This is a genomic window from Nocardioides bruguierae, from assembly GCF_023554635.1.
GTDB lineage: Bacteria > Actinomycetota > Actinomycetes > Propionibacteriales > Nocardioidaceae > Nocardioides > Nocardioides bruguierae.
Genome location: NZ_JAMJPH010000003.1, coordinates 162,778 through 180,442, shown reverse-complemented (window position 1 = coordinate 180,442; position 17,665 = coordinate 162,778). Strand labels below are relative to the sequence as shown.

Below are 17,665 nucleotides of genomic sequence, written 5' to 3'. Positions count from 1 at the left end.
AACGTACCCCAGGTGCATCGGACCGCTGAGTTCTGCTGTGTCGCCCCCACGAGGAGGCGAGACGTGGTTGGCTTGACCCAGTGGTCCACACCAGTGGCCGCGCCACCCCCAGCCCCCAGCACCCAGCCCCCAGCACCCAGCCCCCAGCACCATCCAGCGCCCCACGCAGCGACATCCCGCCCCCGAGAACGAACTGGTGACCCCCCGGATGACAGACACCCAGACCCGTCGCGCGCCCGCGACCCCCGCCCCGCCGGCGACGACGCCCGTGTCGTCGTCGGCCTCCCCGGAGGAGGCGCGCGAGGACCGGCGCCAGCGCGCGGTCCAGAGCCTGGGCCTGCGTCTGGACGGCGGCGTCGAACGCTTCGACCGCATCGCCCGCCTCGCGCACCTCGCGCTGGGCGTGCCCCAGGTGTCGCTGACCGTGCTGGACGGCGACCGGGCCACGTTCCCGGGGGCCTACGGCTTCGACTTCCGGGAGGTCCCGCGCGAGCAGGCGCTGTGCACGCAGGCGCACGCGATGGGCCGCACGCTGGTGGTCGAGGACCTCGCGGCCGACCGCGAGCTGCGTGAGCACCCGGCGTTCCAGCAGTTCGGCATCCGCTTCTACGCGGGCCGGCCGCTGCGCGACCCCCAGGGCAACGTGGTGGGGATGTTCGCCCTGTACGACTCCACGCCGCGGACGTTGGAGGGCGAGGCCGTCGACGCGCTCGAGGACCTCGCCGCGTGGGCGGAGCAGGAGCTCGTCTCCTCGGGGGAGTCCCGCCAGGCGCGCTTCGTGCAGACCTCGCTGCTCCCCCGCGGGCCCCTCGTGGCCCGGGGCTGGGACGTCCGGGGTTCCTGCCTGCCGTCGCTGGCGGTCGGTGGGGACTTCTTCGACCACGAGGAGACGCGGGGCACCGTCCACCTCACGCTGGCCGACGTGATGGGCAAGGGCACGGGGGCCGCCCTGCTCAGCGCGACCGTCCGCGCCGCGGTCCGCTCGACCCACGACGCCGTCACCGCCGGCGTCGACCTCGGCGTGACCACCACCCGCGTGGCCCGCACCGTGCAGGCCGACCTCGACCGCAGCGCGTCCTTCGTCACCCTCCTCGAGTGCGCGCTGGACCTCGAGGACGGCTACCTGCGCTACGTGGACGCCGGCAGCGGGCTGTCCCTGCTGGTGCGCGCCGACGGCACGGTGCAGCGGCTCGGCAGCCACGACCGCCCGGTCGGGGCACTGGGCGAGGACAGCTGGACCGAGCACACCGAGACCATCGAGCCGGGTGACCGCCTGCTCCTGTTCAGCGACGGCCTCCTGGACCTCCTCCAGGACCCGGTGCGCTGGAGCGACGAGATCGGGCAGCTGGTGCTGGACGCCCCCGACGCCGCCGGGTTCCTGGCCGCCGTCGAGGAGCTCACCCGCCGCCTCACGCCGCTCGACGACGTCACGGTGCTCGTGGCGTTCCGCGACGGGGCCGCATGACCCGCAGGCTGCTCGCCATCCGCGTCATCGTGGTGCTGGTGGCGCTCCTCGGGATCAACTACGTCGTCTGGCGGTGGCTCTTCTCCGTCGCCTGGGACGCGTGGTGGATCGCCGTGCCCCTGGTGCTGGCGGAGACCTACAGCCTGATCGACTCGCTGCTCTTCGGGCTGACGATGTGGCGGTTGCGTGAACGCGGCGAGCCCGTTCCGCCCCCGCCGGGCCGCACCGTCGACGTCTTCATCACCACCTACAACGAGCCCGTCGAGATGGTGATGGAGACCGCGCTGGCGGCCCGCGACATCACCTACCCGCACAGCACCTGGATCCTCGACGACGGCAACCGCCCGGAGATGCGCGCCGCCGCCGAGGCGGCGGGCATCGGCTGGATCACTCGCTCCTCGGACTGGATCGGCATGCCCCGGCACGCCAAGGCCGGCAACCTCAACAACGCGCTGCTGAGCACCGAGGGCGAGTTCCTGCTCATCCTCGACGCCGACCAGGTCCCGCTCCCGGAGATCCTGGACCGCACGCTCGGGTACTTCAACGACGAGCAGATGGCGCTCGTGCAGACGCCCCAGTGGTTCAAGAACGTGCCGGCCCGCGACCCGCTCGGCAGCCAGGCCCCGCTGTTCTACGGCCCCATCCAGCAGGGCAAGGACGGCTGGAACGCCGCGTTCTTCTGCGGCTCCAACGCCGTCATCCGGCGCGAGGCGCTCATGCAGCTGGGCATCGCCCGCTACGCGGCCGAGGTGGAGGAGGGCGTGCACCGCGCCCTGCGCACCGCGCGCACGGTGCTGCGGCACGCGATGGAGTCCACCGGCCCCGACGACCACCAGGTCCGCGGTGCCCTGGCCGAGGTGCTCCACGACGTCGGCCGCGCCCAGCGCGCCCTGGACCGCGGCGAGGCGCTGTTCGACGTCACCTACCGCTTCCAGCAGCGCGTCGCCGCCGTGCGCCGCTCCCTGGTCGCCGCCGACCTCGAGGCGCTCCAGGCCGACCTCGCCATCATCGCGGAGCTGGAGGCCGGACTGGACGACGCGAGCGCGCCCGCTCTCGACGCGCTGGTGCAGGACGGGGCGCAGGACGGGGCGCAGGAGGCGGCCGGCCTCACCGTGCTGCCCGAGGACCCGTACGCGATGCCGGACGCGCTGGACGCCCTCGCGGCGCGTGACTGGTCGCCGCTCGGGGCCGTCCAGGGCGTGGAGGCGCTCGTCGCCGCCGTCGACGTCGGCCGCTCGGGCGAGGCCCAGCCGATCATGCCCCTGGCGACGATCTCGGTCACCGAGGACATGGCCACCTGCATGCGGCTGCACGGCATGGGGTGGCGCAGCGCCTACCACGACGAGGTGCTGGCGCACGGCCTCGCGCCCGAGGACCTGCCGACCATGCTCACGCAGCGGCTGCGCTGGGCCCAGGGCACCGTGCAGGTGATGTTCCGCGAGAACCCGCTGACCCAGCCGCGGCTCACCTGGACGCAGCGGCTCATGTACTTCGCGACGATGTGGAGCTACCTGTCCGGCTTCGCCGCGCTCGTCTACATCGCGGCCCCGATCGTCTACCTGGTCTTCGGGGTGCTGCCAGTCCAGGCGTTCAGCGTGGACTTCTTCCTGCGGCTGGTGCCGTTCCTCGTCCTCAACCAGCTGTTGTTCGCGGTGGTGGCCAACGGCAGACCCACCTGGCGCGGCCAGCAGTACTCGCTGGCGCTGTTCCCGGTCTGGATCAAGTCGTTCACCTCGGCGTTCGGCAACGTGTTCCTGGGGCGCAGCCTCGACTTCGCGGTCACGCCCAAGACCCGGCGCGAGGACCAGGGCAACCGCTGGGACCTCGTGCGCCCCCAGCTGTGGGCGATGGGGCTGCTCGTCTCGGCGGCCGTCATCGGCCTGGTCCGGCTGGCCGTCGGCCAGGCCACCGCGCTCGGTGCGCTCGTGAACATCGGCTGGGTCCTGTTCGACCTGCTGATCTTCTCCGTGATCCTCCAGGCCGTGCGCTACCGCCCCGAGACCGAGGAGCCGGCGGCCGCGCCGCCCCGCCCCGTCCCCGTGCCCGTCGGTGCGGGGGCGCCGCTGGACGTCGAGACGCGCATCGCGCTCTCGGTACGACCGCGGGAGACCCCCGCCCCGTCGCCCACCACCCCCGCGACCACTCCCACCGGCACCGGCCTCGACCGGAGCCACCCCCCGACCGGGACCGCTGAGCAGGTCCACGAGCACGACACAGGAGACAGACGATGATCGACATCGACGTGGAGACCCTCGCCGACGGCGTCGGCGTGGTCCGGCCGCACGGGCGGCTGACCATGGTGGCCGCGCGCCGGATGCGCGAGCTCCTCGCCGACCTGGTCGCCGCCGGCAGCACCCGGGTGGTCGTGGACCTCTCGGCCACCGAGTTCATGGACTCCTCAGGCCTCGGCGCCATCATCGCGGGCCTCAAGACCGCCCGCCAGGCCGGTGGCGACCTGCGGCTGGCCGCCGTGACCGAGCCGGTGATGGCCGTCCTGCAGCTCACCAACATGGACCGGGTGCTGCGCGCCCGCCCCAGCGTGGAGGAGGCCTTCCGTGACTGACGCCGTCACCCGCTCCGTGCGCCTGCCCGCCGTGCCCGAGACCGTCGACGAGGTCGGGGCCCTCCTGGCCGAGGTCTGGGACGAGGCTCCCTGGACGCCGGCGGGCGACCGCTTCCGCCTCGAGCTGGCCGTCACCGAGGTCGTCGGCAACGTCGTCGAGCACGCCTATGCCCACGTCTCCGAGGAGGGCTCCGCCCCGGACCACTCGCTGACCCTCGCGCTGGACGTCGACCACGAGCGCCTGCGCGCGGTGGTCGAGGACGACGGCCAGGCGGCCGCCGTGGACCTCAGCGACCTCAGCATGCCGGACGCCGAAGCCGAGTCCGGCCGTGGCCTGCCGATCGCCCTGGCCTCCGTGGACGAGCTCTCCTACGCGCGCACCGAGACGCGCAACACCTGGACGCTCACGTGCCGCATCACCTCCTGACGCGGCGTCGGCTCGGCCGGGCGGCCGGCATTCTCGTCGTCGTCCTCGTGCTCGCCCTGGTCGTCGCCTACGTCGCCCTCCGGATCACCTCGGCGTCGGACCGTGAGGCCTCCGTGCCCACGGACCCGCCGGCGATGCCGGCCTCCGGCCACGCCTGGTTCGGGCCCGGCCTGGAGTGGGGCAGCGACTCCGCCGCCGACTACGCCGAGCGGCTGGGGGCGACCCCGTCGCTGTACGCGCAGCGGGTCGACTACCCGCTCACCGACGACGACGTCACCTACCTCGGCCAGTTCGCCGAGCAGGCCTCCGGCCAGGGGGCCGTCGCCGTCCTCGACGTGGAGCCGACCGTGGCCCTGCGCGACCTCACCGAGGACGACGCCCAGCTCCTCGCCGACGAGCTGCACGAGCTGCACCGCACCCGCGGCACCCGCTGGCTCGTGCGCTTCGGCCCCGAGATGAACGGCTCCTGGACGCTGTGGGGCCAGCAGCCCGGCGGGTACGTGCAGGCGTTCCGCTCGCTGGCCACGGCCGTCGGGGACGACCGCGAGACCGCCCGCGGCACCCTCCCGGTCGTGTCCATGGTCTGGTCCCCCGTCTACGGCGCCGGCTACCCCTACGGCGCGGCCTACGGCGACGTCGCCCCCAGCCGGGACGCGACCGCCACCGGCCTGGACACGACCGGCGACGGCGTGGTGGACGCCGCGGACGACCCCTACGGCCCCTACTGGCCCGGCGAGCAGTACGTCGACTGGGTCGGGCTGACCCTCTACCACTTCGGCGTCGACCAGCAGCGCGTCGACAACGACCTCGACCCTGCCACCGGTGGCACCCAGGCCGGGCTCGGCGAGGGCTTCGAGCCCAACGTGCAGCCCGCCCGCAAGGCGTTCGAGCAGCGTCTCGACGACCGGTACGGCTACGCGGCCGACGCCGGCACCCGCCAGACCTTCTACCAGCGCTACGCCGTGGACCGCCGGCTCCCGATGATCGTGGAGACCGGAGCTCTCTGGGAGCCCGACGCCGAGGGCGACAACGAGTACGACATCAAGAGCACCTGGTGGGACCAGGTGCTGGGCTCGTTGACCGACCACCCGCGGATCAAGGCGATCAGCTGGCTGGAGCAGCGCCGGACCGAGGCCGAGGTCGCCGACGCCGTCGTCGACTGGCGCGCCACCCGTCGCCCCGCGCTGGCCGACGACCTGCGCGTGTCGCTGCGCCGCTCCGGTGCGGACATCGGCCCCGTCACCACGGTGCTCGACCAGGCCGGGGCCAACGAGGCCGCGGCCACCACCCGCCTGCCCGAGCCGGAGACCACCGACGACGAGCTGGGCTGGATCGCGCTGTGCGCCCTCGTCCTCGCGCTGCTGCTCCTGGTGGCCTCGTGGGTGGCGCGGGTGCGGCCGGGGTGGGCCTACCGGCTGCCCACCGGGGTCGACGGCGCAGAGGACGAGCCGGTATCCCCCGGCGGCCCCGTCACCAAGACCGCCGGGATCGTCCGCGACGCCCGGCTGGACCTGCTGCGCGGGCTCCTCCTCGTGGCGCTGGTCGTCGTGCAGGTCGAGGTGGCGGGCCCGTTCACCGCCGTCACCGACACCGCGCTGCTCGCCATCAGCGGCCCGGAGCTGTTCGTCCTCGTCTCCGGCCTCGCGCTCGGCCTCGTCACCGCGCCGACGATCGCCCGGCTCGGGGAGTGGGCCGCCGCCGTGACCACGTGGCGTCGTGCGGCGCGCATCTACGCGGCCGCGCTCGGGACCACCGTCGTCGTCTACCTGCTGGCCCGCATCCCGTTCGTCCGGACGGACGCGGTCACGACCGTGACCGACGACGGCGGACGTGTCCACGACCTCTACACCGGCGGAGCCGACCTGCTCGCCTATCCCCCGCCCGGGGACGAGGTGCGCCGACTGCTGCTGCTCCAGCTCGGCCCGTGGGTCGTCTCCATGCTGGGCCTGTTCGTGGTCCTCGGCCTCGTGACGCCGGTGCTGGTGTGGCTGCTGCACCGCCGCCTGTGGTGGGCGCTGCTCGGACTCTCGTGGACCGCCTACGTGCTGGGGGTCCTCTCCGGCGCCACCCTGGTCGGGTCGCAGTTCGCCGACGCCTACCCGCTGCTCGTGTGGCAGCTGCCGTTCGTCCACGGCCTCGTGCTGGCCCACCACCGCGAGGACGTGGCACGCGGTCTGGCCGGCGCGCCGATCCGCGTCGTCGCCGCGGCGCTCGCGCTCGTGTACGGCGCCGGCCTCGGTTGGCTGTGGCTGCAGGAGCGTCACGGTGTGGCCGGGCCCTTCCCCGACGGCACCTACGCCTGGGTGGCCGACCACCTCTACGACCCCGTGCTGCTGCAGCCGGGGCGGCTCGTGGACCTCGCCCTGGTCGGGGTCGCGGCGCTGCTCGTGCTCACCGCCTGCTGGACGCCGGTCGCGCGTGTCCTCGGCCCCGTGCTCCTGCCGCTGGGGCGCGCCGCGCTCACCGTGGTCGTGGCGCAGGCGTTCCTGGCGATCGCCGTCGACAACGTGCCCGGCCTCGACCGGGACAGCTGGTGGCAGGGCCTGCTCGTGCACGTCGTCGTGCTGGCCCTCGTCTGGGTGCTGGCGCGGCGGCGAACGCCCGCCGGGGCCACCGCGCACTGAGCGTGCCGCCGGCCGGGGCTCCTCCTCGGCCGGCGGCGCGTGTCACGCCGCGGATCGGGCGCGTCCTGCAGCGGCTGGGCTCACGTCGCCGACGCTCGCTGCGCTCGCGATGCTCCTCGCTCGTCGGGATCGCTCGACCTCGTTCCTCGGTCGGCGTTCCTCCTCACTTCGTCGCTTCCATCATCTGGCGGAGCTCCTTCTTGAGGTCGCCGATCTCGTCGCGCAGGCGGGCGGCGACCTCGAACTGCAGCTCGGTCGCCGCGGTCTTCATCTGGTCCGTGAGGTCCTGGATGAGCTGCGCGAGCTCGGCGCTCGGCATGCCGGCGAGGTCCTTGGCGTGCTGGCCGGAGGCCTCGCCGAGCGCCGGCACGGGCTGCTTCGTCCTGCCCTCGCCCGCCTTCTGGCCGGCCTTGCCGGCGCGCCCCTTGGCCTCGGTGCCCGCCCAGGTCTCCAGCAGCGCCTGGGTGTTCTCGTCCTCGCGGGCCAGCATGTCGGTGATGTCGGCGATCCGCTTGCGCAACGGCTGCGGGTCGATCCCGTGCTCCGTGTTGTAGGCGACCTGCTTCGTGCGCCGCCGGTTGGTCTCCTCGATGGCCAGCTCCATCGAGGGGGTGATCTTGTCCGCGTACATGTGCACCTGGCCCGAGACGTTGCGGGCCGCGCGGCCGATCGTCTGAATCAACGACTTGTCCGAGCGGAGGAAGCCCTCCTTGTCGGCGTCCAGGATGCTCACCAGTGACACCTCGGGCAGGTCGAGGCCCTCACGCAGCAGGTTGATGCCGACGAGCACGTCGTAGGCACCCATCCGCAGGTCCCGCAGCAGCTCGATCCGCTTGAGCGTGTCGACCTCCGAGTGCAGGTACCGGGTGCGGATGCCGGCGTCCAGCAGGTAGTCGGTCAGGTCCTCGGACATCTTCTTGGTCAGCGTGGTGACCAGCACCCGTTCGTCCTTCTCCGCGCGCACCTTGATCTCGTGGATCAGGTCGTCGATCTGGCCCTTGGTCGGCTTGACCACGACCTCGGGGTCGATGAGGCCGGTGGGGCGGATGATCTGCTCGACCACGTGCGGGGGCTTGTCGCCACCGACCTTGTCGAGCTCGTAGTCGCCCGGGGTGGCGGAGAGGTAGATCGTCTGGCCGATGCGCTCGAGGAACTCCTCCCAGCGCAGGGGCCGGTTGTCCATCGCGGACGGCAACCGGAACCCGTGGTCCACGAGGTTGCGCTTGCGGGACATGTCGCCCTCGTACATGCCGCCGATCTGCGGCACGGTCACGTGGGACTCGTCCACGACCAGCACGAAGTCCTCCGGGAAGTAGTCCAGGAGGCAGTTGGGGGCGGAGCCGCGTCCGCGGCCGTCGATGTGCATCGAGTAGTTCTCGATGCCCGAGCAGGACCCGACCTGACGCATCATCTCGATGTCGTAGGTGGTGCGCATGCGCAGCCGCTGGGCCTCGAGCAGCTTGCCCTCGCGCTCGAACTTGGCCAGCTGGTCGGCCAGCTCGGCCTCGATCCCGCCGATCGCCCGCTCCATCCGCTCCGGGCCGGCGACGTAGTGGGTGGCGGGGAAGACGTAGAGCTCGGAGTCCTCGGTGATCACCTCGCCGGTGACCGCGTGCAGCGTCATCAGCCGCTCGATCTCGTCACCGAAGAACTCGATCCGCACCGCGTGCTCCTCGTAGACCGGGAAGATCTCGAGGGTGTCACCGCGCACCCGGAAGGTGCCGCGGGTGAAGGACAGGTCGTTGCGGGTGTACTGGATCTCCACCAGGCGCCGCAGGATCGCGTCCCGGTCGTGCTCCTCCCCCACGCGCAGCCGGAGCATCCGGTCGACGTACTCCTGCGGCGTGCCCAGGCCGTAGATGCACGAGACCGTGCTGACCACGATCACGTCGCGACGGGTCAGCAGCGAGTTGGTGGCCGAGTGACGCAGCCGCTCGACCTCCTCGTTGATCGAGGAGTCCTTCTCGATGTAGGTGTCCGTCTGCGGCACGTAGGCCTCGGGCTGGTAGTAGTCGTAGTAGGAGACGAAGTACTCGACCGCGTTCTCCGGGTAGAGCTGGCGCAGCTCGTTGGCGAACTGCGCGGCGAGCGTCTTGTTCGGCTGGAGCACCAGCAGCGGGCGCTGGAGCTTCTCGGCCACCCAGGCCACCGTCGCGGTCTTGCCCGTGCCGGTCGCGCCCAGCAGCACCACGTCCTGCTCGCCGCCGCCGATGCGCTTGCTGATCTCGGCGATGGCCGCCGGCTGGTCGCCCGACGGCTGGTAGTCGGACTCGACGTGGAACGGCGCGACGCGGCGCTCGAGGTCGGTGGTGGGACGCATGCGGCGAGCCTACGGTGGAGGTCCGACAGCCCGCCCCCGCCCGGGTGGGCGCGACGAGGGACACGCCGGGCGCGCCGTCGTCCGCACCACCGCTGTGACCACCCGGCCGGGTCGTCTACGTTGAGTGTCGTGGGCTCCCCTCTCACCCGCCTCGAGCGGCTCCTGCGCTCGGCGCGCCGCGCCCTGCTGGCCGTCGTCGGCTTCCAGCTCGCGCTGGCCGCCGCCCTGTCGCTGGTCGACGCCTACCGCCGCCGCGGCAAGCGCTCCCGACCGTTCCCGGTGACCGACCCGAGGTCGGTGGAGGTCGGGGAGAGCCGCGTGACGACCTACACCTACGGCGCCGACGTGTTCGACGCGATGGTCGAGGCGATCCAGTTGGCGACGCGGCAGATCCTGTTCGAGACCTACATCTGGAAGTCCGATCGCACGGGCGAGCGGATCAAGGAGGCCCTCGTGGCGGCCGCCGACCGCGGCGTCGAGGTCTACTGCATCTACGACAGCTTCGCCAACCTGGTCTCCGACCCCCGGTTCAAGCGCTTCCCGAGCAACGTGCACGTGCTGCCCTACCCCGTGTACCCGGCCGGCCTGCGCTTCCTCGACCTGCGCCGCTACGGACGCGACCACCGCAAGATCCTCGTGGTCGACTCCGAGACCGCGTTCGTGGGCGGCTACAACGTCGGCGACGAGTACGCCAGCGAGTGGCGCGACACCCACCTGCGCATCGTGGGTCCCGCCGTCTGGGACCTCCAGCGCGCGTTCGCCGACTTCTGGAACCTCCACCGACGCCGGCGCTTCCGCAGCTCCGAGCGCCCGCTGCTGCTCGAGACCGCCGGCTCGTGGGAGACGTGGTTGCGCGTGCACCGCAACGTGCCGCGACTGTGGATGTTCCCCATCCGCGGCATGTACCTCGAGGCCATCAACCGGGCCAGCGAGCGGATCTGGCTGACCACCGCCTACTTCCTCCCCGACCAGGACTTCGTCGACGCGCTCAAGGACGCGGCCGCCCGCGGGGTGGACGTGCGGATCATCGTGCCCCTGAAGTCGAACCACGTCGTGGCCGACTGGGCCTCCCGCGGCTACTACGCCCAGCTGCTCGCCTCCGGGGTTCGGATCTTCCGGTTCGTGGGCGCCATGGTGCACGCCAAGACCTGCACCATCGACGGCACCTGGACGACGGTGGGCACCGCGAACATCGACCGGCTCTCCCTCTCGGGCAACTACGAGATCAACGTCGAGGTCGTCGACGGCTCCCTGGCCGAGGCCATGGAGGAGATCTTCGCGACCGACTGCTCCAACAGCCTCGAGCTCACCCTCGGCGAGTGGCAGGCCCGCGACATGCACCGCAAGTTCACCGAGGCCGTGCTCGGCCCGCTGCGGCCGCTGCTCTGAGCCTTCCCCCCGCCTCCGGTCCCGGTCACCACCGCGTGACGCGCGCCGGCAGGTGACCGCGCGGCGCCATGCGTGCTCCTCGCCGCGGCCGGTGCAGCCCCGCCGCCGCGACCAGGGCGGGGACCCGGCCCCGCTGCGGCCGGTACGGCTCGAGGAACTCCCGCAGCTGGTCGTCGTCCCACGGCGTGCCCGTGAGCGCCCAGCCGACGTCCTTGGCGACGTGGTAGTCACCGAAGCTCACCGCGTCGGGGTCGCCGTGCGCGCGCTGTCGCACCTCGGCGGACGTCCACTCCCCGATCCCCGGGATGCTGGTGATCCTGCGCTCGACCTCGTCGCCGTCGAGGCCGATGGTGCGCTCGAGGGCGTCCGCGACCCGGGCGGCGCGCACGATCGCCTTGGAACGGGGCGGATCGACGTGCATCTTCAGCCAGGCCCAGGAAGGGATCTGGCGGATCGTCTCGGGCGTGGGCTGCACGTGGAGGTCGAGGGCCGCGGCCTGCGGCCCCGGCGCCGGCTCGCCGAACCGTCGCACCAGCATCCGGAAGCCGGCGAACGCCTCCTGGCCGGTCACCTTCTGCTCGATGATGGCGGGCACCAGCGCCTCCATCACCAGACCGGTGCGCCCCAGGCGCAGGTGCGGGTGGTGCCGGCGGGCCTCCAGGAGCACCGGGTGGTCGGTGGAGAAGCCCGACCAGTCGTCCTCGCTGCCCAGCAGCGCGGGCACCGAGTCCAGTGCCCACGTGGCACCAGGGCCCCAGGCCTCGGTGACCACGACGCCCTCGGACGGTCGGGCCGCGACCACCAGGGTCGCCGGCCCGAGCGGTGTGCGCAGGCCGCGCCACACCGCCTCGTCCGCCGCGACGCGGAAGGTGGGGTCCCCGCCGCCGTGGCGCTGGAGCCCGAGCACCCGACGCACCGGCCACGGCACGGCTGCGCCGCTCGCGCCGACCAGCGGCGGTGGCCGCCAGGTGCGGGTCTCGTGGTGGGTCGGCACGCCCAGGACGGTACCCCGGTGTCCGGCGTCAGGCGCCGCAGCAGCTCGACTGGCAGCTGGACTGACAGCTGGACTGACAGCTGGACTGGCAGCTGGACTGGCAGCTCGACTGGCGCAGGGACACGCGGTCCCCGCGGTACCGCGCGAAGGAGACCTCGCGGACCAGCCCGTCGGTGCTGCGCAGGAGGGTCTCGCGCAGCAGGACGGGGGCGCCCGCGTCCAGCCCGAGCAGCTCGGCGGTGCCCTGGTCGGCGGCCACCGCCTCCACGGCCGACTGCACGGAGGCCATCGGGACGCCGTAGGCCTGCGCGAACGCGTCGGCGAGGTCGTGCACCGTGCCCACGACGCGCTGGGGCAGCCGTGTGACCGGCTGGTAGGACACGCGCAGGCAGACCGCCTCGTCACCGACGCGGACGAGCTGCTCGGTCAGCCGCACCTCGTCGCCGGCGTCCACCTCGAGCTGCTGGGCGAGCCAGCGCGGGCACGGCAGCAGGCGCTGCTCCAGCACCTCGATGCCCGAGCCGGGCAGGTCGGCCTCGTCGGGCCCGAGGAACATCAGCTGGTCCGCGGGGACGACGCCGATCATCCCGGCCACGGTGGTGCCCGTCCCGCGGGCACGCGAGAGCAGGCCGTCCGCAGTCAGGGACTGGAGCGCCTCCCGCACCGCCTGTCGGCTGGCGAGCAGCTGCTTGGTCAGTGTCTCCTCGACCAGGAGCGTCCCGGCGGGCGCCAGCCCGTGGCGGATGCTGCTGCGGACCAGGTCGTAGACGCGGCGCGACGCACTCTGGCGCTGCCCGCGCTGCTGCGCCGAGGTCCGCACCGAGCGCGGGTGCTGGACCCGTCGCAGGTCGTGGGTCCGGTCGAGGCCTGCCGTTGCGGTCATCCGAGCTCCCGGCTCGTCGTCGGTCGGCCGCACCCGACGACTCGCGATGAGGGGATGATGACGGCCATGGAGCGGCCCGGCCGTCTGACCCCGACAAGTCGACACCCGGCACGTTCTCCCCGCATCACGCGGATGCTCCGGGTTGACTGCGCCACCGCCCTGGTGTCACACGCAGATGACGTCGCAGGTCAGGGGCACATCACGGCGGCCTCACCCGGGGGGCCACACGGAATTCCGCCGGAACAGAGGCGCCCCTCAGGCGGCGTCGGGGACCTCCATCGCTGCGGGCTCCACCACGGGGACGGGGCGGGCAGCCGTCACGGTGATGACGGCCAGTGCCGCGGCGGCAGTGAGGCCCAACGGGGCGGCAGGGCCGCCGACGTCCAGCATGGCCGGCAGTGCCCCGACGAGGGCGCCGAGGAAGAACTGGCAGGCCCCCATGAGGCCCGACGCGATCGTGCGGTGCTCGGGCATGGCGAGCAGTGCCCGCGCAGAGGTGACCGGCACGATCAGCCCGGCCGAGCCCAGCACCAGCATGAGCGCCACGACCACGGGCGCCGCCTGGCCGGGGGCGAGCGTCGACGACACCGGCATGGTCAAGGCGGAGCAGGCTCCGACGACGCCCGCCGTGGCGACCAGGCGTCGGTCGCCCAGCCGCGTCTGGAGCCACGGGCTGAGCTGGAAGCCGGCGATCAGCGCGACGGCGTTGCAGCCGAAGAGGAGGCCGTACTGGATGTCCCCGAACCCGTAGCCGTCGCGGAAGACGAAGGAGGACTCCCCGATGTAGGCGAACATGATGCCCATGCCCAGGGCGCTGCCGAGCACCGGGACCTGGAAGCGGCGGTTGCGCAGCAGCTCCCCGTAGCGGGCCAGGACGCTGTGCCGGCGCACACGCTCGTCCAGGTGCAGGCTCTCCGGCATCTGGCGCCACGCGACCAGCGTGAAGACGACGCCCACCGCGGCGAGCAGGACGAACAGGAAGCGCCACCCGCCCGCCATGAGGGCGAACCCGCCGATGGTGGGCGCGAGGACGGGGACCGCGGCCAGCACGAGCATCATCCGGGAGAGGTGCCGGGTCAGGTTGACCGGGTCGAGGTCCGAGATCACGACGCGCGCCATGGCGATCGCCACGCCTGCCGAGATCCCCTGCGCGACGCGGGCCGCGGTCAGCACCGCGATGGTGGGCGCGGCGGCGCAGGCCAGCGTGGCGACGACCCAGCAGGACATCCCCACGAGGAGGACCGGCTTGCGGCCGCGGGACTCCGGGATCAGCCCCGCGAGGAGCTGCCCGAGGCCGAGGCCGAGGATGCAGGCCGTGACGGTCAGCTGCACGGCCGCGGCGCCGGCGCCCATCTCGTCGCGAAGCTCCGGGAGGGCGGGAAGGTAGAGATCCATCGAGAAGGGGCCGAAGGAGGTCACGACCGCGACGAGGACCAGGATGCGCTTGTTCATCGTGGAGCACGCTCTGCGACGCCTGTTGCCCGACCGCGTCAACGCGGTTGCCCCGGCATTGCGCCAGTGTGTCGCCGTCGCCGCGCACGTCTCCCGGCCGATCAGGGGCACATCGGCGACGGGTCCAGTCACAACGCGCCGTTGACCTCGTCCACCATGTGGCCCTCTCTGCCCGTTTCGTGCGGGCCACTCCTCCCGCTCGGGCACCTCGGGGCGAGGCGGACGTCGGCGGTGGGCTGTTGAATCGGGGGCGTGCTGCTCCACGAGGTCGTCGCCACGTCCGCGCAGGTCGCGGCCACCCGGTCCCGGCTGGCCAAGCGGGACGCGGTGGCCGACCTGCTCGGTCGCACGCCGTCGTCCGAGGTGGAGGTGGTGGCGTCGTGGCTCGGCGGTTCCCTGCGGCAGCGGCGCACCGGCGTCGGCTGGCGCTCCCTCCAGGAGCTCCCCGCGGCCGCCGACGAGGCGACGCTGGAGGTCGCGGAGGTGGAGGCTGCCCTCGAGGCCCTCGCAGCCGTGTCCGGGACGGGCGCCGTGGCGCGGCGAGCCGACCTGCTCGAGGACCTGTTCTCTCGGGCCTCCCGGGCGGAGCAGGACTGGCTGCGCGCCGTCATGACCGGCCAGGTGCGCCAGGGCGCCCTCGACGCCGTGCTGGTGGAGGGTGCCGCTGTCGCCGCCCAGGTACCCGTCGCGGCGGTGCGCCGCGCAGCCATGATGTCCGGGTCGCCCGTCACCGCCGTCGTGGTGGCACTGCGAGACGGTGAGGAGGGGCTCGCAGCCGTGGGCCTGGAGGTGATGCGCCCGGTGCTGCCGATGCTGGCCTCCTCGGCCCCCGACGTGTCGGCCGCGGTGGCGCGGACCGACGGCGAGGTTGCCGTCGACGTGAAGCTGGACGGCATCCGGGTGCAGGTGCACCGCAGCGGCGACGACGTACGGGTCGTCACGCGGACCCTGGACGACATCACCGCGCGGCTGCCGGAGGTGGTGGCCGTCGTCCGCGCCCTGCCGGTGGCGCGCGTCGTGCTGGACGGCGAGGCCCTGCTCCTGGGGCCCGACGGGCGCCCGCGACCGTTCCAGGAGACGTCCTCGCGGACCGCCCGCCAGGACTCCCCCGACCTCGCCGTCACGCCGTGGTTCTTCGACGTGCTGCACGTGGACGGCGAGGACCTGCACGAGAGGCCTCTCCGCGACCGACTGGAGGTGCTGACTGCCTTGGTCCCGGCTGACCACCGTGTCGCGCGCCTGGTCACCTCCGACCCGCAGGCCGCCGAAGCGTTCGCGCTGGAGGCCGTGGCGGCCGGGCACGAGGGCGTCGTGATCAAGTCGTTGGAGTCCACCTACGAGGCAGGACGTCGTGGCGCGTCGTGGGTCAAGGTGAAGCCCGTGCACACCCTCGACCTCGTCGTCGTTGCTGTCGAGCACGGCTCCGGGCGGCGCCGCGGGTGGCTCTCCAACATCCACCTGGCCGCCCGCGCAGGTGACGCCTCCGACGACCTGGTGATGGTCGGCAAGACCTTCAAGGGGATGACGGACGAGATGCTGGCCTGGCAGACCGAGAGGTTCCACTCGCTCGAGACGAGCGACGACGGGTGGGTGGTGACCGTGCGACCGGAGCAGGTCGTGGAGGTCGCGCTCGATGGCGTGCAGCGCTCCACGCGCTACCCCGGCGGCGTCGCACTCCGCTTCGCGCGCGTCGTGCGATACCGCGACGACAAGACCGCCGGCGAAGCCGACACGATCGGCACAGTGCGGGGGCTGCTTCGCGGTGACGCGTCGTCCTGACCGCGTCCAGCATGTCCCTCCTCCCGACCCTGGCGCCGGGTCGCACCGCCGTCGTGGTTGGCTTGGCAGGTGGACGCAACGATGCTGCTGACCCTGCTGGCTGTGCTCTCGCTGGCGGCCCTCGTGCTCGGCCGAGCCCAGATCGCCCGCGGGTCGAACGCGGCCGTCGCCAACGGGGCGACGCTCCTCGCGGTGGCGGTCCTGGTCGGTCTCGTGGCGACCGTGCTGGCGGCCGACACGCTCTGACCGGACCGGTGGCCCACCGGGCCGCCAACCATCCACAGGCCCCGGCTGGGCCGTGGTTGTCCCCAGGTGCCGGCCTCGCCCTCGTGCCGACCCACCCGACGGGGTGGACTGGCTGCCATGGCGATCACTCCACTCGAGGCACCCGGACCGCTCGGGCACGGTGTCCTCACGGCTGCGCGGGTCGCGGCCTTCGCGGACGCGGCCCACGACCTCGTGGACGACGTGGGCGCGGTCGACCCCGTCCAGGCCGACGCCGGTGCGTTGCACGACCTTGTCGAGAGCGTGCAGCAGCTACGCAGTCGGCTGGCCGCCCTGGAGTCCCGGGCGCTGGCCGCGGTGGAGGCCCGCGACCTGGCCCGTACCGCCTTCGGCTGGGGCTCGACCACCGACTGGTACACGCACCTCGCCGGCTTGCGGCGCGGTGCCGGCAGACGCCTGGTCGAGGCGGCCACGACGCTCAACGAGCAGCGTCCGGCCACGTTGGAGGCCCTGGAGACCGGAGCCGCCAGCCCGGAGCAGGCGCAGGTGGTGCTCGAGCAGGTCGACCGGCTGCCGGGCGACGATGCTCTGCGCGAGGTCGCGGAGCTGACGCTCCTCGACCACGCCCACCGGCTCAACGCCACGGACCTGGACCGGACTGCCGTCCAGCTGCTGGCCGACCTCGATCCGGACGGGGCAGCCGCGCGGCACGAGGCGAGTCGCGAGCGACTCGACCGGGTGGCCCACCACCGCCGATTCCTGTCGATCACCGACGACGGCTGCGGCGGCGTCCGCCTGCGTGGGCGCGGCACGCTCGAGGACGCGGCAGTGCTGCGGGCCGCACTGCTGCCACTCACCTCTCCGGTGAGTGCCGTCGACCCGTCGGGAGGTGAGCGCACCCTCGATCCGCGCGACCACGGCGCCCGTATGTGGGACGCACTCGTGCGGCTGGGACAGCACGCCCTCGACACCGACCTGCCGCCTGAGAGCCACGGCGCACGCGCCCGGCTGGCGGTCACGGTGCCGCTGCAGGCCCTGAGCGGCGACGGCGCGCACAGCTGCGTGGCCGAGGACGGGACGCCCCTGCCGGCCTCCACGCTGCGCAGGCTCGCCTGTGACGCCGAGGTATTACCCGTGGTCCTGGGCGGCGAGTCAGAGATCCTCGACATCGGCAGGCAGAGCCGGGTGGTCCCGGTCGCGCTGTGGCGGGCGCTGGTCGCCCGGGACGCCGGTTGCACGTTCCCCGGGTGCTCCCGACCACCAGTGATGTGCCATGCCCATCACGTGCAGCCATGGGCCGAGGGCGGCGCGACGTCGTTGGAGAACCTCGCGATGCTGTGCGGTCAGCACCACCGGCTGATCCACGGGTCCCCGTGGCAGGTGCGCATCCGGGCCGACGACGGACGCCCGGAGTTCCTCGAGCCCATGGCAGACGCTGCTGAGGGCACGCCCGCGTGGCGTCGAGACCGGACCCGGATGCGCCGACCGGCCCGCGGGGCGCTGCCGCCCGAGCCCGACGTCCCACGCGGCTGACGACCGCATCC

The 17,665-nt window shown here is 73.0% G+C and carries 13 protein-coding genes; 9 read left to right on the top strand and 4 right to left on the bottom strand.

Annotated features, from left to right (window positions below; all coding sequences use genetic code 11):
• Positions 1-208 precede the first annotated feature (208 nt).
• The 5 genes from M8316_RS03185 to opgC are packed head-to-tail and all read left to right on the top strand — an operon-like array spanning position 209 to position 7,079.
• A complete protein-coding gene (locus tag M8316_RS03185; RefSeq protein ID WP_250051954.1) occupies positions 209-1,465 on the top strand; it encodes a PP2C family protein-serine/threonine phosphatase in 1,257 nt (418 codons plus the stop codon).
• The gene (locus M8316_RS03180) at positions 1,462-3,696 is read left to right on the top strand and encodes a glycosyltransferase family 2 protein (RefSeq protein WP_250051952.1); all 2,235 of its coding nucleotides are present in this window, start codon (positions 1,462-1,464) and stop codon (positions 3,694-3,696) included. Before M8316_RS03185 ends, M8316_RS03180 begins: the two co-directional genes overlap by 4 nt.
• Positions 3,693-4,028: an STAS domain-containing protein gene (locus M8316_RS03175; protein WP_250051950.1), complete on the top strand. Its 336-nt coding sequence runs from the start codon at positions 3,693-3,695 to the stop codon at positions 4,026-4,028. Before M8316_RS03180 ends, M8316_RS03175 begins: the two co-directional genes overlap by 4 nt.
• Positions 4,021-4,455 carry an ATP-binding protein gene (locus M8316_RS03170; RefSeq protein WP_250051948.1) on the top strand — a complete coding sequence of 145 codons (435 nt, stop codon included), beginning with the start codon at positions 4,021-4,023 and terminating at the stop codon, positions 4,453-4,455. The genes M8316_RS03175 and M8316_RS03170 overlap by 8 nt, the downstream gene beginning before the upstream one ends.
• Positions 4,437-7,079, top strand: coding sequence for an OpgC domain-containing protein (gene opgC, locus M8316_RS20950; protein WP_250051946.1), 2,643 nt, complete (start codon positions 4,437-4,439; stop codon positions 7,077-7,079). Before M8316_RS03170 ends, opgC begins: the two co-directional genes overlap by 19 nt.
• A 163-nt stretch (positions 7,080-7,242) precedes the next feature.
• Here opgC and uvrB read toward each other — a convergent pair whose 3' ends face one another.
• Positions 7,243-9,399: an excinuclease ABC subunit UvrB gene (gene uvrB / locus M8316_RS03160; RefSeq protein ID WP_250051944.1), complete on the bottom strand. Its 2,157-nt coding sequence runs from the start codon at positions 9,397-9,399 to the stop codon at positions 7,243-7,245.
• Between the two features lie 162 nt (positions 9,400-9,561).
• On the opposite strand from uvrB, the gene M8316_RS03155 reads away from it, so the two are divergent.
• Positions 9,562-10,788, top strand: coding sequence for a phospholipase D-like domain-containing protein (locus M8316_RS03155; protein ID WP_272494643.1), 1,227 nt, complete (start codon positions 9,562-9,564; stop codon positions 10,786-10,788).
• A 25-nt stretch (positions 10,789-10,813) separates the two neighbouring features.
• On the opposite strand, the gene M8316_RS03150 is transcribed toward M8316_RS03155, so the two are convergent.
• The 3 genes from M8316_RS03150 to M8316_RS03140 form a co-directional block, all read right to left on the bottom strand.
• Positions 10,814-11,782 carry a DNA-3-methyladenine glycosylase family protein gene (locus tag M8316_RS03150; RefSeq protein WP_250051940.1) on the bottom strand — a complete coding sequence of 323 codons (969 nt, stop codon included), beginning with the start codon at positions 11,780-11,782 and terminating at the stop codon, positions 10,814-10,816.
• 28 nt (positions 11,783-11,810) lie between these two features.
• Positions 11,811-12,665, bottom strand: coding sequence for a GntR family transcriptional regulator (locus tag M8316_RS03145; protein ID WP_250051937.1), 855 nt, complete (start codon positions 12,663-12,665; stop codon positions 11,811-11,813).
• Between the two features lie 255 nt (positions 12,666-12,920).
• Positions 12,921-14,117, bottom strand: coding sequence for a multidrug effflux MFS transporter (locus M8316_RS03140; protein ID WP_250051935.1), 1,197 nt, complete (start codon positions 14,115-14,117; stop codon positions 12,921-12,923).
• Between the two features lie 252 nt (positions 14,118-14,369).
• On the opposite strand from M8316_RS03140, the gene M8316_RS03135 reads away from it, so the two are divergent.
• The 3 genes from M8316_RS03135 (at position 14,370) to M8316_RS03125 (ending at position 17,654) form a co-directional block, all read left to right on the top strand.
• Positions 14,370-15,896: an ATP-dependent DNA ligase gene (locus tag M8316_RS03135; RefSeq protein ID WP_250051933.1), complete on the top strand. Its 1,527-nt coding sequence runs from the start codon at positions 14,370-14,372 to the stop codon at positions 15,894-15,896.
• A gap of 69 nt (positions 15,897-15,965) precedes the next feature.
• Complete coding sequence (locus M8316_RS03130) at positions 15,966-16,142, top strand: hypothetical protein (RefSeq protein WP_250051931.1); 177 nt, start codon at positions 15,966-15,968, stop codon at positions 16,140-16,142.
• A gap of 117 nt (positions 16,143-16,259) precedes the next feature.
• Complete coding sequence (locus M8316_RS03125) at positions 16,260-17,654, top strand: HNH endonuclease signature motif containing protein (protein ID WP_250051929.1); 1,395 nt, start codon at positions 16,260-16,262, stop codon at positions 17,652-17,654.
• Positions 17,655-17,665 lie beyond the last annotated feature (11 nt).